General features: G+C 62.4%; 16 protein-coding genes. 7 read left to right on the top strand and 9 right to left on the bottom strand.

The genetic code is table 11. From position 1 onward, the window contains the following. Nucleotides 1-6: 6 nt before the first annotated feature. Nucleotides 7-2,703: a type VI secretion system ATPase TssH gene (tssH, locus tag ACERHN_RS11240; RefSeq protein ID WP_415919116.1), complete on the top strand. Its 2,697-nt coding sequence runs from the start codon at nucleotides 7-9 to the stop codon at nucleotides 2,701-2,703. Between the two features lie 21 nt (nucleotides 2,704-2,724). Here tssH and ACERHN_RS11235 read toward each other — a convergent pair whose 3' ends face one another. The 4 genes from ACERHN_RS11235 to ACERHN_RS11220 all read right to left on the bottom strand — a co-directional run bounded on the left by ACERHN_RS11235 (nucleotide 2,725) and on the right by ACERHN_RS11220 (nucleotide 7,346). Continuing rightward, nucleotides 2,725-3,654: a hypothetical protein gene (locus ACERHN_RS11235; protein ID WP_415919115.1), complete on the bottom strand. Its 930-nt coding sequence runs from the start codon at nucleotides 3,652-3,654 to the stop codon at nucleotides 2,725-2,727. A 60-nt stretch (nucleotides 3,655-3,714) separates the two neighbouring features. Beyond that, complete coding sequence (locus ACERHN_RS11230; RefSeq protein WP_415919114.1) at nucleotides 3,715-6,078, bottom strand: peptidoglycan DD-metalloendopeptidase family protein; 2,364 nt, start codon at nucleotides 6,076-6,078, stop codon at nucleotides 3,715-3,717. 24 nt (nucleotides 6,079-6,102) lie between these two features. Further along, nucleotides 6,103-6,918, bottom strand: a complete 816-nt coding sequence (locus ACERHN_RS11225; protein WP_415919113.1) for a hypothetical protein — start codon at nucleotides 6,916-6,918, stop codon at nucleotides 6,103-6,105. Nucleotides 6,919-6,992: 74 nt separating this feature from the next. Then, nucleotides 6,993-7,346, bottom strand: coding sequence for a DUF1036 domain-containing protein (locus ACERHN_RS11220; protein ID WP_415919112.1), 354 nt, complete (start codon nucleotides 7,344-7,346; stop codon nucleotides 6,993-6,995). 359 nt (nucleotides 7,347-7,705) lie between these two features. Between ACERHN_RS11220 and ACERHN_RS11215 the strand changes: the two genes are divergently transcribed. The 6 genes from ACERHN_RS11215 to ACERHN_RS11190 all read left to right on the top strand — a co-directional run bounded on the left by ACERHN_RS11215 (nucleotide 7,706) and on the right by ACERHN_RS11190 (nucleotide 11,738). Continuing rightward, nucleotides 7,706-8,059: a hypothetical protein gene (locus ACERHN_RS11215; RefSeq protein WP_415919111.1), complete on the top strand. Its 354-nt coding sequence runs from the start codon at nucleotides 7,706-7,708 to the stop codon at nucleotides 8,057-8,059. Between the two features lie 86 nt (nucleotides 8,060-8,145). Beyond that, complete coding sequence (locus ACERHN_RS11210) at nucleotides 8,146-8,583, top strand: hypothetical protein (RefSeq protein ID WP_415919110.1); 438 nt, start codon at nucleotides 8,146-8,148, stop codon at nucleotides 8,581-8,583. A 49-nt stretch (nucleotides 8,584-8,632) separates the two neighbouring features. Further along, nucleotides 8,633-9,262: a MotA/TolQ/ExbB proton channel family protein gene (locus ACERHN_RS11205; protein ID WP_415919109.1), complete on the top strand. Its 630-nt coding sequence runs from the start codon at nucleotides 8,633-8,635 to the stop codon at nucleotides 9,260-9,262. Between the two features lie 15 nt (nucleotides 9,263-9,277). Next, nucleotides 9,278-9,754 (top strand): ExbD/TolR family protein, encoded by a 477-nt coding sequence (locus ACERHN_RS11200; protein ID WP_415919108.1) that lies wholly within the window; start codon nucleotides 9,278-9,280, stop codon nucleotides 9,752-9,754. Continuing rightward, a complete protein-coding gene (locus ACERHN_RS11195) occupies nucleotides 9,751-10,161 on the top strand; it encodes an ExbD/TolR family protein (RefSeq protein WP_415919107.1) in 411 nt (136 codons plus the stop codon). The genes ACERHN_RS11200 and ACERHN_RS11195 overlap by 4 nt, the downstream gene beginning before the upstream one ends. Next, nucleotides 10,158-11,738 carry a hypothetical protein gene (locus ACERHN_RS11190; RefSeq protein ID WP_415919106.1) on the top strand — a complete coding sequence of 527 codons (1,581 nt, stop codon included), beginning with the start codon at nucleotides 10,158-10,160 and terminating at the stop codon, nucleotides 11,736-11,738. Before ACERHN_RS11195 ends, ACERHN_RS11190 begins: the two co-directional genes overlap by 4 nt. A 9-nt stretch (nucleotides 11,739-11,747) precedes the next feature. Here ACERHN_RS11190 and ACERHN_RS11185 read toward each other — a convergent pair whose 3' ends face one another. The 5 genes from ACERHN_RS11185 to icmH are packed head-to-tail and all read right to left on the bottom strand — an operon-like array spanning nucleotide 11,748 to nucleotide 20,550. Continuing rightward, complete coding sequence (locus tag ACERHN_RS11185; RefSeq protein ID WP_415919105.1) at nucleotides 11,748-13,964, bottom strand: serine/threonine-protein kinase; 2,217 nt, start codon at nucleotides 13,962-13,964, stop codon at nucleotides 11,748-11,750. Continuing rightward, entirely contained in the window at nucleotides 13,961-14,761 is an 801-nt protein-coding gene (locus tag ACERHN_RS11180; RefSeq protein WP_415919104.1) for a PP2C family protein-serine/threonine phosphatase, read from the bottom strand. The genes ACERHN_RS11185 and ACERHN_RS11180 overlap by 4 nt, the downstream gene beginning before the upstream one ends. Continuing rightward, nucleotides 14,754-15,446: a type VI secretion system-associated protein TagF gene (gene tagF, locus ACERHN_RS11175; protein ID WP_415919103.1), complete on the bottom strand. Its 693-nt coding sequence runs from the start codon at nucleotides 15,444-15,446 to the stop codon at nucleotides 14,754-14,756. Before tagF ends, ACERHN_RS11180 begins: the two co-directional genes overlap by 8 nt. Nucleotides 15,447-15,451: 5 nt before the next feature. Beyond that, nucleotides 15,452-19,060 (bottom strand): type VI secretion system membrane subunit TssM, encoded by a 3,609-nt coding sequence (gene tssM, locus ACERHN_RS11170; protein WP_415919102.1) that lies wholly within the window; start codon nucleotides 19,058-19,060, stop codon nucleotides 15,452-15,454. Continuing rightward, on the bottom strand, nucleotides 19,057-20,550 hold the full coding sequence (icmH, locus tag ACERHN_RS11165; RefSeq protein WP_415919101.1) for a type IVB secretion system protein IcmH/DotU: 1,494 nt from the start codon (nucleotides 20,548-20,550) through the stop codon (nucleotides 19,057-19,059). The genes tssM and icmH overlap by 4 nt, the downstream gene beginning before the upstream one ends. Between the last annotated feature and the right edge of the window lie 210 nt (nucleotides 20,551-20,760).

Raw genomic sequence — 20,760 nt, 5'->3', positions numbered from 1 at the left:
TTGGGAATGGTTGCTGAAATTCAGGTTGAAAAATATGCGGGCAAGTTGAACCGCACAGGGTACGACGCCTTCATTCAGGCGATGAGCCTGTCACGCGGTGAAGGGCATCGGCATGTGGATGTGCTGCATTGGCTCTATCACATCGTGTCGAACAAACAGTCCGACATCTCGGTGATGCTGAGCGCGCTGAACCTCGACCGTGCCAATGTGCTGCGCGATCTGACGGACCAGCTGGGCAAGCTCGACAAGAACGTCACCGAAATCCCCGCGATTTCGGACAGCATGGCGCAGATGCTGAAAAACGGCTGGGTCTATGCCACGCTGCTCTTTGGTGAGGTGCAGGTGCGGTCGGGTCATGCGCTTGTGGCGCTCTTGTCCTCGACCGAGCAAAAGCGCGTGCTGGAACGCCTGTCGCCCACATTGGGCAACCTGTCCGCCGATCAGCTGGCCAAGGAGGCGCGCAGCCTGTTTGCCGACAGTGAAGAGGAAGACATGCGGCCCATGGACGGCTCCGGCCTGTCTGCGGGCCCGTCGGGCGATGGCGAAGAAGGCCCAAGCGCCTCCACCGCCCTTGGCCGGTTCGCCAAGGATATGACCGCCGCCGCCGCAACGATGGACCCGATTGTGGGTCGCGATGATGAAATCCGGCAGATCGTGGATGTCCTGCTGCGCCGTCGCCAGAACAACCCGATCCTGACCGGTGAGGCGGGCGTGGGCAAAACGGCCGTGGTCGAAGGGTTTGCGCAGCGGCTGGCTGCCGACGATGTGCCGCCGCTCTTGCAGGGCACCAAGCTCTATGAGCTGGACATCCAGTCGATGCAGGCCGGTGCCTCCATGAAGGGTGAGTTTGAACAACGCCTGAAATCCGTCATTGACGAGGTGCAGGCGTCACCCACCCCCATCATCCTGTTCATCGATGAGGCGCACACGCTGATCGGTGCGGGTGGTGCGGCGGGCACCGGCGACGCGGCCAACCTGCTGAAACCGGCGCTGGCGCGGGGCACGCTGCGCACCATCGCCGCCACAACGTTCTCGGAATACCGCAACTACTTTGAGAAAGACCCGGCGCTTACCCGCAGGTTCCAGCCAGTGGACGTGGCGGAGCCTGACATCGAACGCTGCTGCTTCATGCTGCGCGGTATCCTTGATCCGATGGAGGCGCATCACGGCGTCCGCATTTCGGACGAGGCGATTGTGGCCGCGGTGTCCCTGTCGGCCCGCTACATCCCGGCGCGGCAGTTGCCGGACAAGGCGGTGTCGCTGCTGGATACCGCGTGCGCCCGCGTCGCCGTATCCCAGGCTTCGACGCCTGCACGTATTGGCGATCTGCGTCAGGCGATCCGCGCTCTGGAAACAGAAATCGCATCGAAAGAGTCAGAGCGCGAGTTGGGGTCCACCAACGAAGAACGCCTGTCCGAGGCAGGCGAGGAAAAGGTGAAGCTGGAAGCAGAACTTGCCGAATACGAAGGCAAGTATGAGGCGGAAAAAGCGCTGGTCGACAGCATCCTGACCCTGCGCAAATCCATCGCCGAAGCCAAGGGCGAGGATGCGAGCGAGGTCATGGACGCCCGCCCCGAAGAGGAAGCGGATGCCGAGGTGGCACCCGCCGCCGATGCCGACGCGGCCCACGCAGAAATGGCGGCCAAGATGGCCGAGCTGGAAGGTGGCAACCCGGACGACCGCATGGTCTATGCCCATGTGGACGCGCAATCCGTGGCCACCGTGATCTCCGACTGGACCGGTATTCCGGCAGGGCGGATGGTGCAGGACGAACTGGCCGCCGTGCTGACCCTTGCCGACCGTTTGCAGGAACGGGTGATCGGACAGGATCATGGCCTGAAAACCATCGCAAAACGGATCGAGACGTCGCGCGCGGGCCTTGCCAACCCCGAAAAGCCAATCGGTGTCTTCATGCTCTGCGGCCCGTCCGGCGTGGGTAAGACCGAAACCGCGCTGGCGCTGGCCGAGACGCTTTATGGTGGTGAACAGAACATCATCACCATCAACATGTCCGAGTTCCAGGAGGCGCATTCCGTCTCACTGCTCAAGGGCGCACCTCCCGGCTATGTCGGCTATGGCGAAGGTGGGCGTTTGACAGAGGCCGTGCGGCGCAAGCCATACTCGGTCGTGTTGCTTGATGAGATCGAGAAGGCGCATTCCGACATTCACGAGCTGTTCTTTCAGGTGTTCGACAAGGGCATCATGGAGGATGGCAACGGCCGCCCGATCAACTTCAAGAATTGCCTCATCCTGCTGACCTCCAATGTCGGCACGGAAGTCATCATGGAGATGGCCGAAGGCGGCGAGACGGAGCCGGATGTCGAAGAGCTTGCCGCCGCGCTGAAACCGTTCCAGCTGGACGTGTTCCCGCCCGCCCTTCTGGGTCGGATCGTGTCGATCCCGTATTTCCCTCTGGGCAAGGCGGCACTGGCGGACATCACCAAGCTGAAACTGCGCTCTGTCGCCAAGCGCCTCAAGGCGTCGCACAATGCAGAGATGGTTTACGGCGACGACGTGCTCGACCACATCACCGAGCAGTGCAAAGACCCCGACAGCGGTGGCCGGATGATCGACAACATCATCACCAACTCCATCCTGCCGGAAATGTCGCGCGAAGTGCTCAACCGCATGGTCGCGGGCGACGAGTTCTCGAAGGTTGTCGTGACCTTTGCCGATGGCAACTTTGGCTACGCGTTCGAGTAAACGCGCATGCCGGTCCGGAGCCTATTTGGCTCCGGGCCACGCATATGTTGCAAAGGCGGGGGTGGAGTTCGCGCTTGTCGACGGCGTGAACTCAAAAGTCGGCGTTTCACCTGCGGCCTGTTGCGCATCATTCACACAGGACTGCAACGACGCTTTCAGCTTGGCAAACTCGGCTCTCATCTCGCGAATTTGTGGCCGGAATTCCTGTTCCGCGTCGCGGATCATCTGATCGATGCGCTGCTTTTCATCCAGATAGGTGTCAAAGCTCTTTTCGAGGCTTTTGCCATATTTGTCCCGCGCCGCCATCAGCTTTACGCCGGACATGATCCCCGACAGCTTTGACCCCCAAGGCTGCTTGGCGTCTGTCGCGGCCTTGGCGATGAGGTCGGCAGTGTTCTTGATCTGGTCAACCGCATAGGACTTGCCTGCCTCCTGTCCTTGCGACTTGGGCTGACCAATGGAATCCGCCATGACTTTGGCCGCACCGGTATGCGTCTGGGCCACATGTTTGAACCCGGCCTGTGTCATGCTTTTATCGCCCATCTGACCTGCCGCAATATGGGAATAGTTTGCCATAGCTTGGCCGGTGTTGATCTGTCCCGCGGCGTACTGGCTGGTGGTTTCGGCCACGTCGATGGCCGCCACGCCTTTTTCGGCAACTTCGGCGGCCTTGGTCATGCCCGCCATTTTCAGGATGTTTGCCCCCACATCCAGAAAACCCACGCAGGTATCCTTGATCAGGCTCGCGGTCAGCAGCCCCTTGTTCAGCCGCCCGACATAACGCGCGTGGTCCAGCGCCGCATTGAACTTGTCTTCGATGCTGGCGATGGTCCGTTCAAGATTGGCCATCTTGTCGCTATAGCCCACGCAACTTTGCGGCATGTAGATTTGCTTGGCGTGGTTCTGGGCGCTGACACCCGGCCAGGCACCGGGCTTCGTTACGTAGGGCATTGCGGATCCTCGACTGTACTTTCCCGTACAGTAAGCAATTGGGCGCGGTGCCGAAAGTGCCTAAAGCGTCTCCAACAGCTTGCCGATGCCGTCCTTGTAGCGTTTGACCTCCGCCGGGGTGACGGCGGGCGCGGCTGGGGCATTGGTCACAGCGATGGCTGTGTTGCCGCGGCCCACACGGCTCATCTTGCGGTCGGACCAGTCGGTCATCCACTTGATGTTCTTGCCCTTGAGGAACGGGTTGGCGTTCACGACGCCTGCGCCCATGACCTCAAGCACCGTTGCACTCGGGTTCGCCTTGAGCGCCACATTGGCCCCCGATGGCCCGAGGAAGTGCGCCAGGTACAACCGGCCCGGCGTGATCGCGTGACCGCGCGAGCGCAAGAACGCCTCGTTCTCGCGCGCAAGGTTCGTCACCATCGCCCGGCTCAGCGCCGGATCAAACCGCAGCTCCAGCAGTTCTGCCCGGTTGAGAGATGCCACAAGATCGGGGCGATAGGTGCGCATCATCCGCAACCACGTGCTTTCGATAAACTGGCCCAGGCCGGTTGCGGTCGACCGGCTGTTCTTGGCCCGCGCATTCCCCGCGCTTTCCACCCGGATGATCTGGTTCACCAATGCTTCGACAGCACCCGAGGCCCCGCCAGACGGGGCCGCGCTGCGCAGGGCCAACGGATCAACAGGGCGTCCGTTCAGGTGGAGTTCAAAGTGGAGGTGTGGGCCGGTCGACCGGCCCGTTGTCCCGACATAGCCGATGATTTGTCCCGCCTGGACCGTGCTGCCGAGGCTGATGCCTTCGGCAAAGGCATTGAGGTGGGCATACCGGCTGTGCGCGCCTGCGGGGTGATCAATGTAGACGATGTTGCCATAGCTGGACGAAAAGTTGGCCCGGCTGATCTTGCCGCTGGCAACAGCTTTGACAGGTGTGCCAGTGGGCGCCGCCCAATCGACACCGTTGTGGTTCACCGTCTTGTTCAGGATCGGGTGATGGCGCGGTCCAAAGCTGGACGTTTTGGTGCCCGCCACGGGGATCAGGAAATTGCTGCCACCCAGCCCGCCGCCGACACCGCCACCGCTGCCACCGACCTTGGGATCATAGCAGCCAAAGGGGGCATCGCGCTGGTTCGGGCGTACCACGTAGCATTCAAAATTGGCTGATGGACCTTCGAGCGCAACATAGAGAATCTGGCCCGCAGGCGCGACGCCCGCGCTTTCGTCGCGCATGATCAACCGCATCCGGTCCCCTTCGGTGGCAATCCGGTCAAGATCCTGCACCCGGCTCAGCATCACCATCAGTTCGCCCACAAGCTCGGATGAAACCCCGTTGCGCAGCGCGGTGGAATACACTGCGTCCTTCAGCTTCACCTCGCCCTGATTGCCACGGTTGCGCACCGCGATATCTGCGCGGCGCAGGAGGTTGCGGGTGAACCACGGATCGGCGCTTGTCTCGAACCGTCCCGGGCCCGGTTGCGCGAGGCTGGCAAGGTAGCGGTCGGGTGCGTAGATCGACATTTGCAGCAATTGCGCACCGGTGCGCCCCAGCTCCATCCGCAAGGCCACCAACCCGCCGACCTTGAGTTTGGTCAGCGTTTCGGTCGGCACACTCAGATCTTCGGCCATGCGCGCGACATAGTTCAGCGTGCGCGCGATCTCGTCCTCGCTCAGGCCCTGATCCGTCAGCACCTGCTTGAGGTCTTTTTCCGTTTCCAGCCGCACCACTTCGTCCCGAAAGAGTGTCGTGCGTTCCGAGGCAGACAGGCTAAGCACGTCGGTTGTCGTGTTTTCGATCACCGTTTCGACGTAACTGACCTGCGTTGCGCCGCCGTCGCCGCCGACCACCTCGCCCCAGCTGCCTTCGTCATCGTCAAACACCACCTCTGCGCCGGCCTCGACCACCTCATCCGTCGCGGCGGGTGTCGTGTCGACAATGGCCGTCTCGCGCCGGGCCTGAAATGCGGCGAGGTCCGCAGACGAGGACGGCAGGGTCAGTTGTACCCGCTGCGTCGCATCAAAAAGCGCGTCTTCGATGACGTTCAACTGATCACCGATCCGGGCGCGTTGCGGGTGGATCTGATGTTCGAGCGACACCCGACGCGCACCCAATGCGGGACCGTCGGGCAAGGTGATGATCATCGGAGCGCCGCGGATGTCCAGAAACGCCTCTGCCGCGGCGGCGGCCAGAACGATGCCCCCTTCCGCCGCATCCTCGGACTGGACCAGCGTCAGCTCATCCCCTTCACCACCGCTTTCGACATAATCGTCGTCCCCGCCGGAAAACAGCGACATGCCAAGAAGGCCCAGACCGGCAACCACCCCAACCGCCGCGACGCCAATCCCGATGCGCCGCGCCATACGCAAGCGCCGGCGCCGTTTCCACGCGCGCCCCGATCCGGCAAAGTTGGGATCTATTTCGATTTGAGACATGTGCGAAGCGGATCGCGCGCCGGGTCAGCGGAACACGCCGATCCCGCCGCCTGTGCTGATCTTGGGCTTGTTGGCGGGGGCCGCGGGTTTCGGTGCTGGCGCAGGTGCCGGAGCGCGGCGCGTGGTGGTTGTCCGCGTCGTTGTCGCCCGGTTTGTCGTGCTCCGCGTGCTGGTCGCTCGGGGTGCGGGGGCCGCCGCAACAGGTGTCTCGCACGCGACGTCAGGATACATGATGATCGTGCGGAACAGCTCCATCGTCGGATCCTGATCCGGCCATTCCTTGCCATCCTCACGCTCGCCGAAATACTCGCCAACCGAACGTGCCGACCCACGGCCCCAAAGGCCATCAATGCTCGACCGGTAACAGTTCATGCGCTTGAGTTCAGTCTGCAAGGCGACGTTCAACTGGTTTGCCGGAGGGTCGATATGCCCCTGTTCCACCAGCATGCGGAACATATCCGGATCATCACTGCGCATCGCGACGCGGGTCTCTACATCGTCAAAGCCAAATGCCATCTGTGCCACAGTCTCGGGCAGCAGCGACGTGATCCCGAAGTCAGCCTCACGCCCCGGTTCGATCCGGCCCAACACGATGGATGGCGTTGGCAACCCGGCTTGCACGGCTTCTGCGGCCTGGCCACTGTTTGCCCCTGCAAAGCGGGGTGCGGTATTGGCGGGTGGCTGATAGGCGGCAATCAAAAACGGGCTGTCCGCCGACCCGGCGGTATCACCGACGTCAAACGCAATAGGTTCTGCTGCATAGGATTGCGCAAATGCGGCCGACGCAAACGCGCCCATGCCCACAAACCCCAAAGTCATATGCCGAAGAAAACCACCCATGGCCCGCAATATCACCGTTGTCGTCACTGGAAACTTCGTCGGGATAATAAGGCGCACGCCCCGGTTGACGCAAGTTATTCCGCGCCTGCCCGCAGAAAGAACGTCCAGCGTTCAGAGCGACGCGTATCAACCTCATGAAACCGGGCAGAGATATGGCCGCGAATCAAACAGTCTTCGCGGCCCCGAATGCGAAACTCATCCGGATCGACACAGAGCGTTGTTGTTCCCGGCAACATGGATGCATTGAAGACGTCGCGTGCGTAAACGTACACATATCTGGAGGTCAGCGTATCCTCGATGACATTGGCGCACTGGTTCGGGCCCACGGTCCACCAACCCGCCGTTTCCCACGCATCTGCGTCGTATGCGCCGATGGCAACGTTCACAACGTCAAGTGTTTGGTTACAAAACTGAAAATTTGCCTTCACTGTCGACGGAATGGCGACTGCAAACAGACAAAAAACCGCTCGGGCGAAAAATTGCCGATGACCAGATCCACAAAGCCTAGACGCAATATCCTGTAAAACCACAATATTTACCTCCTACCCACGCAGAGCGTTGCACTTTCGGTACGTTTACCCGATTTTATTTCGCACGGCCCGATGTAATTGGCCATGTCCTATGCTATATCCTCACCACAATGATACGTTCGCTTTTCATCTGTTCGGCCCTCGTGGCCTCGTCCGCTGCAGGCGCTGTTGCGCTTTCTGCACTGCACGATGCCACCGGTGACCGTCACGTTCGCACACTTGCGCCTGCGCCAGTTGCGTCCGTTGAGCCGCGTTTTGTGATCCCGGCATTTGTTCCGGCACAGCAAAACACGCCCGCAGTGATTGAAGTCGCGTTGCGCGATGCTCCGGTTCTGCCGGACGCAGTGGCGACCGACGCTTTGCCGGCTCCGGTAGCGGAACCAGTTGTTGCCGCGCCGGCAACACCGCAGGTGAAGCAAGCGATCGCACCTCGGACGGCAACGCCGACGGTAAAACCCAAGCAGCGCGTACAGGTTGCCAAACCAGCGTCCCGCGCAAAAGCACGCGCTCCGCGCCACGCGCAGCCTGTGATCGTGGCACAAGCGCCCGCATTTACAGCACCGCAGCCTTCGAGCCTGCAACCTGACTGGGTGATCGGCGTATACCGCTGACAAAGTTGAAAATCTCCGATTGACTTAACCCGGCCCTTTGCCGCTAATTAAGGCGTTGATTTAGGGCTTGGCGTTCGGAGATTGAAATGTCGCGCAAGAGTTTTGCCGCAGCACTGACTGCGTTTGTATTGTGTGCTTCGCATGTGTCCGCACAGGACGCTTCTGGTAAAATTTCCCTCGAACTGAACCGCGCGACAGCGTCGTCGGACGGTGTGTGTCAGGTTGTTTTCTTTGCTCAGAACGGTCTGGACAAAGCGCTGAGCAGCGTGACGTGGCGGCTGGCCGTGTTTGATGCATCCGGCGTGTTCAGCAACCTGCTCGCCCTGCCCCTGGGCAGCCTGCCAGCGGGCAAACGGCGTGTGGTGCAGTACAATCTGCCTGCGGCCTGTACCGACCTTTCGGAAATCATCGTAAACGATCTGGCCGAATGCGAAATCGAAGGCACCTCGGAAGAGGATGCCAGCCAACAGTGCCTGTCTGACCTTGTTGTCACGTCGCGCACTGACATTGCCTTTGGCCTTTAAGGCGGAACGCCGTACTTCGGTCGCCACAACAGTTTGAACGGACGAAACCTTGACGATTTTTCAGATTGCCGCGTTTGCCATTTACGGGATGTTGGGCGTCCTGTCGCTCTTTGCGCTGAGCATTGGGCTTTTCAAGCTGGGCCAGTTTGCCAAATTGGGCGTGGGCCGCAGGAAGGAAGCGGAAACGATCCTTGATGATTGGCTGAATGGCCGGGTCGAAGAGGCCATTCGCACCGCCGGGCGCCGCAAATCCGTGCTCAGCCGCGTGTTGCAGGCTGTGTTCTCCGGTATTCAGGCGCGCCCCGGCGACACAGGCTATGCCGAGGAGCTGAGCCGTCAGACCGCAATTGTGGAACTGGCGACACTCAGCGAACGGATGCGATCACTGGACATGGTTGTGCAGGCCGCGCCGATGCTGGGCCTTTTGGGCACGGTGATTGGTATGATCGACGCGTTCTCCGTCCTCGCTGTGACCGACGGCGCGGTCGACCCGACTGCGCTGGCTTCCGGTATCTACGTCGCCCTGATCACCACGGCGGCGGGTCTTGCCATCGCGCTGGTGGCCTTCTTCATTGCCACATGGCTCGAAGGGCGCATCGACCGCGAACGGAATATGATGGAGGCGGTGATGTCTGCCGCCATACACGGTCGGGTCGATCCCAATTCCGGCGCCAGCTAAGGGGCTGGTGGGCAGATGGGTGCCAGAACCGAACCGCTGCCAGAACGGCCCCGGCGCTATCGCTTTGCGCTGACGCCGCTCGCGGACGCCATGTTCCAGCTGTTGATCTTCTTCATGCTGTCCACCAGCCTGACGCCCTATTCGCTTGTCACGCTCAGCACGACGGCGGACGAGGCCGAGGAAACCGAGGCCGAAGCAGAACCGGCCGGTCCCGAGGACGAGAATGCGGAACGCGAGGCACCCGAAGCGGTGTCAGACAGCGGCGTGACCATCTGGAACATCGGGAATGGCACCGTGGCGTCCAATGGGCAGGTTTTCGACATCGAACAGCTGCCCTCGCTCGCCGAAGCCATCGGCAGCCAGGATGATCCGGGCGAAGTCGTTCTGGTCGTGGGTGAGGAGGCGCGGGTTCAGGACGTCGCATCCGCGCTCGAAGCGCTGGACAGCGCAGAAGTGGAAGCGGTGCAGATTGCCCGCACGCGCGGCCAATGATCCGTCGCGGTCGCCTTGCCCTGCCGCGCGAACGGCACAAGATCGACAGCGGGCTGGCGATTGTGAACATCGTGCTCCTGTTGATCTTCTTCTTTCTCACCACCGGGTCGTTGTCGAATTCGACCACGGTCGAGGTGAGCTTGCCGGAAACGACCGAGCTGCCTCTGGATCTGTTGCCCAAACCATTGCTCACCGTTTCGGTTGACGGCGATCTGACGCTCGACGGTGTACCGATTGAACGTGGCACATTGGCCGAAGCGCTGGTGGACTATCCGCTTTTGCATGTTCTGGCCGACCGGGAGGCGAATGCTGGCGCGTTGTTTGACCTCATCGCCGAGGAAAAACTCATCGCTGTGCAGGTCCGTCTGGTGACCGTTCACCGCAAGGATGCGGAGGATGCCGAATGAGCTTTCTCCCCTATGGACCGCAACGCTCCTCAACATGGCTGGCGTCGGTTGGTGGATCAACGGCGATCCATGGCGCGCTTGTGTTCGGAATGCTCACGTCATCCGTTGCCCTGTTGCCGGAACCAAGCACGCCCGCGGTGCGCGAACCGGAATACGAGATCACGCTCGAAATCATCGACGCGGACATCATCGATCTTGAGGACGTGGACGACATACGCGAGATCCCGGAGGATGCGGTCGCTCTCGAGCCCGAGGATGCAGGCGCGGATCTCCTGGAAGAGACCGAAGACACATTGGCACCGGAGGACAACGCTGACCTACTGACGCCGGAAGAAGAGGTGCTGCAACCGCAAGAGGATTTGCTTGAACCCGAAGACGAGGCGCTCGCACCGGATGAGGGTGCGCTGGAACCCGTCGAAGAAGCGATCGCCCCCGAGCCTGAGGCCCTGGAGGAAGAGGACCTCGCGCTCCTGACCCCGGAGCCAGAGGTGATCGCGCCAGAGCCAGAAGTTATTGAAGAGCCGGAGATCGTGGCGGAACCGGAGGTCATCGAAGAACCCATCGCACCCGTCGTCACGCCCGACCCGGACGAGCTGTCGATTGATGACCTGAGCCTTGTGGACGACGAAGACGTGTTTTCGCCATTGGCAGAGGCGGTTGCACCGTCAACGGAGACTGCGCTGGCACCCGATGTTGTCGTGCCCAACGTGGTCGAGCCGCAGGCCGTAATTGTCGAAGAGGACATCGCAGCCGTTGTCCTGCCCGAGCCGGAGGTTATTGCGCCGGAGCCTGAAGTCATCGCGCCCGAACCGGAGGTGGAACCGGAAACGCCCGTCGCATTGCCGGAGGAAACCACCGAAGACCCGATCCCGGAAGCACCGGTGGACGCAGGCCCGGCGGACGACACCGCCGCCCCATCGGGCGCGACAGAGCAAGCCGCCCTGCCCAACCCGTCTCCTGCCGCGCTTCAGATCGGGACGCTGTTGCAGCGGATCCGCAATACACCGTCGCCGCAATGTACGCTCGTCCTGCCGCGCCGTGCGGGGGATACCGGCGTTGGCCTGTCGGTGATCGGTGCCGACCCGGAAGTGTTGGACACATTGGCTGCGCGGATCGTCGACGGTCTGCCGGAAGTATCTGCGCAGACACGCGAAATCCTGGACGCGCGGCAATGCGCGGCACTGGACGCGATCAAGCAAAGCGCAACATATCCTGCCAGCCGCATTGGCTTGTCCCTGGACGACACCACGCTGGAAAGCGGTGAAAGCCTGCGCGCGCGTGTTCTGGGGGCTGGCGGTCTGTTCCTGACCCTGATCCTTGTGGACGACAATGGCGTGATCCAGGATCTGGCGCGCTTTACCACGCTGGATGGGAATGATCCGGTGATCGACGCGCCGGTGGCACGCTCCGGTCCAGCGCGCGACACCCGTCAGGTTCTGATTGTTCTGGGCTCTCCGGACGAACCGATTGATCTGTCGGCGGGCATCGGGCAGCTGGCACAGGATGCCTTTGCCGCGCTGCCCGGCGATGTGCTGGAAAACGCGCTCTTTGGTGTTGCGACCTTTGACGTTAGGTAGCGCGGCGTCTTACCGCGAAATATCGACCACACCGATATCCACCGCGCCAAGACCGTCATCCGCCAGCTCTCGTGTCATCAGAGGCAGAATATCGGTGGCCGCCGTGCCGTCTTGCATGGCTGCGGCACGCACCAATGCGTCCTCTGACGCGGTTGCGATCAACAGGTACTTTCCGGGCTGCGCCGAGGGCAGGCGGAAAGAGAACTGCCGCTGGTCTCCGATCGGGTCCTCAAGCTGGCTCATGAGCGAGAACACCCGCCCGTTTGGAGCCACCAGCGCCAACCAGTTTTCACGCCCTGCGCTGCCATGGATGGTGCCAACGACACCTTCGGCGCGGGTCACGCTGTTCTGGTCAAGTGCCATTTCAATCGCGTCACCGCGCGTTCCCTGAAAGGTGCGCGCAAATTCGAGGGCCGCGCATTGTTCGGCGGCGACGGCACGTTCCAGCACTTCGGGCCGTGTGCCAAATTGCTCTGCCCAGCCTGCGGCGATGTTCTGCAATGTAGAAGCGTCCTGCGCGAACCCTTCGATCAGACCGGTGTTCGGACCCTGCCCACGTCTCGCAGCATATGTGCACCCCTCGGGCACCGCCTCGGCGAGGTATGTCTCGCGGCTGCCCGGCACGCGGGACAACCCTTCGGCCACTTCATTCGACAGTCCCGCATCATCGTCGGACAGACCGTTAAAATAATACCATGCGCCCCCACCGGCGAGGCCCGCAACCACCACCAGCGCCGCGACAAGGCCAAAGCCACCACCGCTTTTCTCGACCACTGGCTCGGCGGCGGTACTGCCGTCGCTGCCTGCGGCGGGCACCGTGGTTACGAACGTCTCGGTCCGGCCACTGGGGGCCGCCTGCAATCCGGGAACCGTGCGGTTCGTCGCCCCCATGGTCAGTTGATACAGCCCATCGGTGTTTTGGGTCGGTTCATCACCGCTGATCGCCTTGAGGCCGTCAATCACCTGACCCATCGTCGCCAGACGCTGTGTCGGGTCAGGCTGCAACATGTTGTAAAGCAGCGCCTGAAACGCGACCGGCAAGCCATTGAGATCCGGCACGCCCTGACGTTTCTGCACCGCTTCGACGATGCTGTCGCCCATGGGCACGGCCTTGCCCGTCAGACAGGCGATCATCAAAAGCCCGAGCGAATAGATATCCGACGGCCCCTCGGCCTCACCGCCATAGGCGCCAAGCTGTTCGGGCGACACGTATTTCAGCTTGCCGGCGAATTCGTTGCCGATGGTCACGTCCTTGACCTTGGACGAACGTGAGATGCCAAAGTCGATGATCACCGCCTTGTGGATGTCATCATCGGCCAGCATCACGTTGTCGGGTGACAGATCCCGGTGCACAACGCCGATCTTGTGCGCCCGCTCAAGACCGTCAGCCAGCCGGATGAACAAGGCGCAGATGTCTTCCTCGCTCAGCGGGCCATCATACTTGAGCTTGTCGCTCAACTTGCTGCCCTGGATGAACCCCATCACCAGAACGTGCAGGTTCATGTTCGCATCCGGCGGAACATAGGCAAAGTAGCGCACGATCGCATCGTGGTGCAGTTGGCGCAGCGTGCGTGCCTCGCGGCGGAACATCTGGGCAACGCGGATGTCCTCGGCCATTTCGGGCAGGATCACCTTGATCGCAACACTTTCGCCCGTGCCGATTTCAACACCGCGGAACACGCGGCCCATGCCGCCCTGATCGAGCCGCTCTTCAACCCGGTACATGTTGTTGATGACCGTGCCCGGCTCAAGGTTCCGCAGGGGTTCTGTGCCCGTGGCCGTGGTGGAGCCGCCAACGGTCAATTGCGTCGGCGCAAGGTCCTCGTCATCCAGATCGGGTGGCGGCGCCTGTGGTGTCGCGGCAGCCGCCGCAGCGGCAGCGGCCGCAGTCGCCGCGGCGGGGTCAACGCCGGTGATGGGCGCGTCGGAAAACGGTCGGTAGGTCGATCCGCCTTCTTCGCCTGCTGGCGGCGTGGCGTCCGGTGTTTCGGACCCCGGCATCATGCCGATGATGGTCCTGTCGGCGTCCTCTTCATCGGCAGGGGCCGCAGGGGCGTCTTCGGACGTGCTTTGCATCGGGGCGATGATGGTCCGGTCCGCTTCCTCTTCGGCGGGTGGTTCCGGCGGCGGCGTCGATTGCGGCAACGGCGCGATCAACGTCCGGTCGTCGTCCTCGTCCGATGCCTCGGGCCGCTTGGGCGGCTGTGTGTTGTCTGTGCTGCTCACAAGTAGCCCCCGAATTCCGGGTACACGCCAGAGACTTCCATCTCGGGCAATGGCACCTGATGACAGCGTACCACAACCACGGTCACATTGTCCTTGCCGCCGCGTTCATTCGCGGTTGTCACCAGCTTTTCGCACAAACCTTCAAGGTCGCCTTCAAACTGGCGCATCACGCGCTCAAGCTCATCATCGTGGTAATATTCGGTCAGCCCGTCGGAGCAGAGCAGGAACGTGTCCTTGTCCGCCAGCACGCCCTCAATCATCTCGCATTCCGGCGTCTGCGTGACGCCGATGGCGCGAGTGATGACGTTCTTGCGCGGCCACGCCTCGGCCTCTGCCGGGGTAATGGACCCGGCATCCAAAAGCGCCTGCACCTCTGTGTGATCCCGTGTCACCTGGCTCAGAACACCGCCGCGCAGGCGGTACACGCGGCTGTCGCCGGACCAGATGCTGGCGTAATGCCCCTGCTGCACGAGAAGCGCCGCAACAGTGGACCCGATGGTTCCATTCCCAAGCTCGGCCGCATGTTGAAGGATCCGGGTGTTGGCGCGCGTCAGCCGTTCCATGAACCGCGCGCGCAAATCCACCGCCCCGCCGGGCACACCCACTGTCTCCATCTCGCCCACGATGGACTGGCTGGCAAAATCACCGGCGGCGTGACCGCCCATGCCGTCCGCGACCAGCCAAAGGCCACTGTCGGGCAGGGACAACATGCTGTCTTCGTTGACCTTGCGCACGCAGCCCACATCACTGAGGGTTGCCGTCTCAAATACGAAGCTGGGTTCGTTTGTTTCACTCATTGACGGGTTCTCTCGCCTCACGGGTACGTTCTGTCAACAGCCATTGCATTGCCGTCAGATCGGGCAATCCATTGCACCCCAACCATCCCGCAGCGCGGTTTGGCAGGCCCGCATGCCACCAGTGGCTGCGCGCAAGCTGTGCTTTCTGGGCATCGGCGGTATTGGCATCGGCAAAAAGCCGGGCAATGTCGCCATCATCGCGGTGGCCCCACAGGGTGCCGTCCTGACCGGATTCGAATACGACGCCTTGCACGGGCGGCACCTCGAACCCGTCAAGCAATGTGGTCACCCCGCGCGTGCCCTCCTTGGGCACTTCGAACCCGGCAATATGGCCCGCAAGGGCGCGGTACGGACCCTCGTCATGGGCGGGGTGAATTGGGGGCGGAGACACGATGCCGGTCACCGCGAACATCAACGGGAACCTGCGGCCAACCTTGTCCTGACTGGGCAGGAAAATCCCCATGAGCGGAACACCGATCACGTCCGGTCCCAGCCAGAAATTCAGCGGCGGCGCAGAAGCCCATGCCGCTTCCCAGTCATCGCCCAGGCTTTCCTTGAGCGCGGGCAGTATCCCTTCGAGCCAGTTGTCGAACCAGCTCAGCAACTCATGTTCCAACCCATGGGCGAGGAAATCGCCATATGCGGGATGTTTGCCGTAGACGACCAGTGTTGCGTCTTCGCTCATCACGTCTACTCAATCGTCGTGGGGCAGGAGAAATCGGACAGTTCCCGCATCAGGAACGGGATCGCGATGCTGTCGAACTCAAGCCGCAAGGTGACGGAGCGACCACCCACCTGATAGGTCACATCCGTACGGGTGCCCGATGTCTTGTTCCGGCCACGCGAGATGAACTCCGACAGGGCCCAGCGTCCGCCACCAAAGCGCAGCGCATTGTCCGTCGTTTCCGACCGGGGCAAAAGCGTCACGGTGATGTCCGCAGTGTCATCGGGCCAGGTAAAGCTGGCACCGCTCGAGTTGAGGAACAGCTGCACCTCACGCCCGCTCATATTGATCGACGTGCTTTCGACGGTGGGCGACGATGCGACCTGCGACACCGCAAAGGACACCGACGGTGCCGCACTGTCGGGTGCAAAAAACGCCTGACGGATACGCTCGGCGCGGGCAAACTGGCTGAGCGTGGCGCTGCTCAGCCGCGCGCCCAGCGGGCTGCCTTCGCGCGCAACGATCCGGCCATCGGACTCCCGCTGTGTGTGTTCGCGCAGATAGGTTTCATAGAACGTCTGCATCCGGCCACCGTAGCCAAAGAATTCGCCAAACACCGATGTCGAGATGTGCCGCGCCCCGCGCCCCGCAAACGGGAAGGCGGACGAGACGTTTTGCGTGCAATAGGCGGCAACCTCTTCGGCCAGTGCCCGTTGCAACTCGCCCATGGAGGCATTGGCGGACACGGTGAGGAACTCCGATTCGATGGAGTTCACAAAGCCCACCACTGTCTCCGGGTAGAACGGCACACCCTGGCTCAGCGTGTTGAGCGCGTCCTGCATCCCGCGCTGATCCAGCAGCGTGTTGCCACCGCGCCCGGCCAATTGCCGGTTGGTCAGCAGTTCCTGCATCCCGGCCAGCAGCACGTCGACGGGTCGGGCATTATCGGCACCGCGCACAAAGGCGTGCCATTTCTCGAACCGCTGTTCGATGGTTTCCAGCGTGCGACGTTGCGATGGGGCCGAAGCATTCGTCACGGCGCGTTCTTGGAACTTCGCCTTGTCACGCAGCAGGTTGAGGAAGATGCGCTGGATCGCGCCGGACCGGCGCTGCACCTCGGTGAAGCCGACATCGGCCATTTGCGACCCGACATCGCCCCCGCTTGCAATGATGGCCGCCGGGTTGTCGATCCCTTCGACCGCATCGAGGAAGCGGGTCAGCCGCGTTTCCTTGTCCACCGCCTCGGCGAGCTTCAGGATGGGCGAGGCAAACGGTGCGGACGCCACGGCAAGGCCGGGATATTGCGGCGCGCCTGCGGACATGGGCACCAGTTCGATCCGGCCCAGCATCTCGTTCCATTTTTCCGCAAAATCCGAGCGGTAGAAGGCATGCAGATCGCGGTTCAGACCCAGAAGCTGGCCTTGATAATCCACGCCCTCGCCCGGCGCGCCCAGGACCCAGCGTTCCTCTTCCAGACGCTCGGCGGCATTGGCCACCGCATCCTGGAAGAACGACCAGTAGCCGGTAAAGGTGAACAGCCCCGGCACCTGCAAACTGTCGAGCGGCTTGCCGTCCGTGGTGCGGAACACCACGTCCGCCTGCACATCCGCCAGTTCATCGGTCAGCAGGAACGGCTGAAGCGTCGCGGCCTGGCTCAGGATCGAGCTATAGGCCTGTTGCGCGAGGCTGAGGGTCGCGATTTCCTTTTGCGTCCGCTCCACCAGATCCTTGTCCGGCTTCAGCGTCGGCTCGATCCGGTCGTCCAGTTCGAGCATAGCAGCAAGGTGTTCGTTGATCTCACGGTATTCGCCATCAAGACCCGGCTCTGAATATTCCGGCCCCCAGGCTTCGGCGAAATAGGCCTGGATCGCGACGTCATCCGATTTGCCGTCCTGTTCCTTGGCCAGCAGGATGTAGACCTTGAGCGCGCGGTAGGCTTCTTCGGTGTTGTTCTCGGCCAGAAGGCGCGGCAGGCGGTTTTCGAGATACAGCATCATGCGCGGACGCAGGAGCCGTTCGAGCGAGTCCGAGTAGGATTGCAGTGCCGCCGACCGGATTGAGGCGCGGCGCGACAGGCCGACCTTTTCCACAAACCGCTGTTCGCGCGGATCGGCATAGCCTGCGGGGATGTCGCGTGCCAGCGCGAGCGCCTGCAAGATGGGGCGTGTGCTGGGATCGTCGATGATGTTCTGGGTCAGAAGGCCCTGCGCCTCGACCTGATAATCATCCGTGGCCGCAGCCGCCTGCCGGATCAGCGACGCGTTCTGCCAGAAGCTGTAGCCAAACAGACCAAAGGCCCCGATGACCGTGGCCGCAATCAGACCCGTAACAGCGGTGCGGAAGATCGCCTTGCGCCGCATCGCCTTGAAATCGTACCCGACCCAGTCCCGCTCTTCAAAAATGACCTGTTTCAGCAAATCATGCAGGAAATAGCTGCGGCCCTTGCCGGACATGAAGCTGGGGGTAAAGCCGCCTTCGCTGCCAGACATCGCGCCCAGCACCTGGTCAATCGGCGTGCCTTCCTGCGTGCCGGAGGTAAAGTAGAACCCCCGCAGGATCGCGTGCAGATCGTTGGATTTCTGGAACACCCGGCGCAGGAAATCGGACACGTTGCGCTGGAGCAGGACCAACTGCCCCGGAAAGCCGAACATGGCGATGCGCGCCACAGTGTCGGGTTCCTCGTTCATGCGGTCGGTGACTTCGTCGCTGAGACGGCTGATCAGCTGATCAAACTCGGACGCCACATGGCGGTAGGTTTCTTCCTTGCGGTCCTTGGTCTGGAAGGTGATGCCCCAGACGGACCGGCGGCGGTCCTCTCCAAAATGGCCAAAGAACTCGCGGAAACCCGAAATCAGGTCCGCTTTGGTAAAGAGGACATAGACCGGCACGTCGATGCGCAGCGTTTCATGCAGCTCTTCGAGCCGTTTGCGCACGGCCAGCGCATGGGTGTCGAGCGTATCGTCGGTTGCGGTCATCATGTCTTCGCAGGAGAATGCGAGGATCACGCCGTTGATCGGCTGGTTCGGACGTGCCTTTTTCAGCTGGTCGAGGAAGGCCTGCCAGCTCATCTTGTCGGCGCGCGCGTCGCTGTCTTGCGTGGTGTAGCGCCCGGCGGTGTCGATCATCACCGCCTCTTCGGAAAACCAGAAATCGCAATTCTTGGTGCCGCCGAAGCCGGCAACCGCGCTGGCATCCGTGCCCGGAAATTCGAGGCCGGAATGGACCAGCGCCGTGGTCTTGCCCGCGCCGGGCGGGCCGATGATCACGTACCACGGCATGTCGTAGAGGTACGTGGACTTGCCACCCTTGCGCAGCTTGCCAAGCGCCTCTTGCATGCGGTCGTGCAGGATCGCCCCATCGCCGACGGGCTGCTCCATCAGGCTTTCTTCAAGCTCTTGGGCGGCCTTGCGGCGTTTGCGGTAACGCAGGCCGCTGACGATCGCGATAGGCGCGAGGATCAGCGTTATGATCAGCACGCGGAACCAGACCGATGCCAGCCATTCGATGCCAAAGATCGGCAGACCGAACCAGACGGCGGCACAGATACACAAAATGGCCAGACCCATGAAGATCCAGCGGAACCACTTGTAACCCCACCAAGTCATTGGGTTCAGCCAGCGCAGCACTACCCTCACAGCCGCTGCTCCTTCTGCAACAGGATTTCAACGCGCCGGTTCTTGGCCCGCGCTTCTCTGGTGTTGGCCGTGTCCAGCGGTTTCGCCGGTCCCACGCCTTCGACGCTCATGCGGTCGGGGTTCGACAAATGCGGCACCAGCAGGGAGCGCACGGTTTCCGCACGCGCTTCTGACAGGGCCTCGTTTGTCTTGTACCGCCCGCGCCCACTGAGCGGGATGTTGTCGGAATGACCTTCGATGATGATGTCGCCCGGCTCACCTTCGAGTACATCAGCAATCCGTTTACCGAGGCCCGACACGTCGGTCGTCAGATCCGACGATCCAGATCCGAACCGCAGCGCATCGCGCAGCCGGATCGAGATATAGTCACCCGCTTCTTCAACCTCGACATCGCCTGCCTCGATCTCGGCGGCAAGCCGTCCCTGAATGCGTTCCAACTGGCCTGTCGGTGGCGCCTCGTAGGCGATTACGTTCTCGCTGCGTTCGATCACGACCTCGCCCAGATTGGCGTGCAGGTCGATAATGTCATCCTGCGCCGCTTGCGCATCGCCGGACAGAAGCCACGACAAGGTGGCGAACAACGCCACAACCATGGCCGACGCCACGCCGCCCACGACCCAGAGCGGCATGCCCCCTGACTGGCGGCGCCCCCCGAGCAGGACGGGCACCCATTTGTGGCTCAGTTCTTCGGGCGGGCGTGCATTGGCAGAGCGGAACCGCTGATACACTTCCATCCGCAGTCGGCTCAGCATCACCTGACCGTTGGGTTCGGTGCGGTACTTGCCCTCGAACCCGAGCGCCAGACAGGTCAGCATCAGCTCCAGGACGTTGGCACGTTGCCCCGGCAAAGCGATCACCTGCTCCAACCGGGCAAAGAAACCGATCCCCGCGGACCGGTCGGCCAGCAATTCGGCCGCCATCGAGAACTGCTGCCAATATTGCGGATCGTTGCCCGGGATCGTCTGCACGATATCATCCGACGTCGCCGCAAGCGCATAGCGGGCCACGTCGATATCCTCGGCCGGCACGCCCGCCTCCTGACATTTCTGCACAAAGGTCGCGATTTCACGCATCACGTGGTCGCGCAGCGGAATGGCCTGCATTTCCACCATGCCCGTGCGCAGGCGTCCCAGCAGGACCAACAGGTCAGAGGCCGCTGCGATAATCGGGTTGGTGGACGAGCCCACATCAAGACCGGAGCCGCGCAAGGCGTCCGTGAATGCAATCTTGGGTGTGTTACGCGCCGGTTGCTGGGGCTGCGCGGCGGCGGCCGCTGCGGGGAACTGCCCGTCGGGAGGCGGTGCTGCCGGTGTCCAGCCCGGCTGCTGACCCGCATAGGGATCAGGATAGTGCGGTTGCTGATATCCGCCCGCGGGTGGTTGCTGCGGCGGGTAGGCCGGTTGGGCGGGTGGATAATGCGGTTGCGGCGCGGCGGGTGGCGCGGGCGGATAATAGGGCTGTTGCGGCGGCGCGGCTGTGGGGGGTGGCAATGGCGCACCCGCCGACGGCGTCAACCGACCGCCAAGCCACGTATCCTCACCACCGCCCGGCGGCGGTGCGGCGGGTGGTTGTGCCGGGGGCTGCGCATACTGTTGTGGCGGCGCGGCCGGGGGCTGCTGTGGTGGATAGGGTGCTGCGGGTTGCTGCGGCGGAAGCCGCTGACCAAAAACCGTGTTCTCCCCTTGGGCGGGGGGCGGCGG

It is taken from the genome of Tateyamaria rhodophyticola (assembly GCF_047777875.1).
Lineage (GTDB): Bacteria > Pseudomonadota > Alphaproteobacteria > Rhodobacterales > Rhodobacteraceae > Tateyamaria.
This window is presented reverse-complemented; position numbering and strand designations above follow the sequence as displayed.

Excerpts from the sequence above, each read along its gene's own strand:
- tssH (WP_415919116.1), top strand. The coding sequence starts at position 7 with ATGGTTGCTGAAATTCAGGTTGAAAAATATGCGGGCAAGTTGAACCGC.
- ACERHN_RS11235 (WP_415919115.1), bottom strand. The coding sequence starts at position 3,654 with ATGCCCTACGTAACGAAGCCCGGTGCCTGGCCGGGTGTCAGCGCCCAG.
- ACERHN_RS11230 (WP_415919114.1), bottom strand. The coding sequence starts at position 6,078 with ATGTCTCAAATCGAAATAGATCCCAACTTTGCCGGATCGGGGCGCGCG.
- ACERHN_RS11225 (WP_415919113.1), bottom strand. The coding sequence starts at position 6,918 with ATGGGTGGTTTTCTTCGGCATATGACTTTGGGGTTTGTGGGCATGGGC.
- ACERHN_RS11210 (WP_415919110.1), top strand. The coding sequence starts at position 8,146 with ATGTCGCGCAAGAGTTTTGCCGCAGCACTGACTGCGTTTGTATTGTGT.
- ACERHN_RS11200 (WP_415919108.1), top strand. The coding sequence starts at position 9,278 with ATGGGTGCCAGAACCGAACCGCTGCCAGAACGGCCCCGGCGCTATCGC.
- ACERHN_RS11195 (WP_415919107.1), top strand. The coding sequence starts at position 9,751 with ATGATCCGTCGCGGTCGCCTTGCCCTGCCGCGCGAACGGCACAAGATC.
- ACERHN_RS11190 (WP_415919106.1), top strand. The coding sequence starts at position 10,158 with ATGAGCTTTCTCCCCTATGGACCGCAACGCTCCTCAACATGGCTGGCG.
- ACERHN_RS11180 (WP_415919104.1), bottom strand. The coding sequence starts at position 14,761 with ATGAGTGAAACAAACGAACCCAGCTTCGTATTTGAGACGGCAACCCTC.
- tagF (WP_415919103.1), bottom strand. The coding sequence starts at position 15,446 with ATGAGCGAAGACGCAACACTGGTCGTCTACGGCAAACATCCCGCATAT.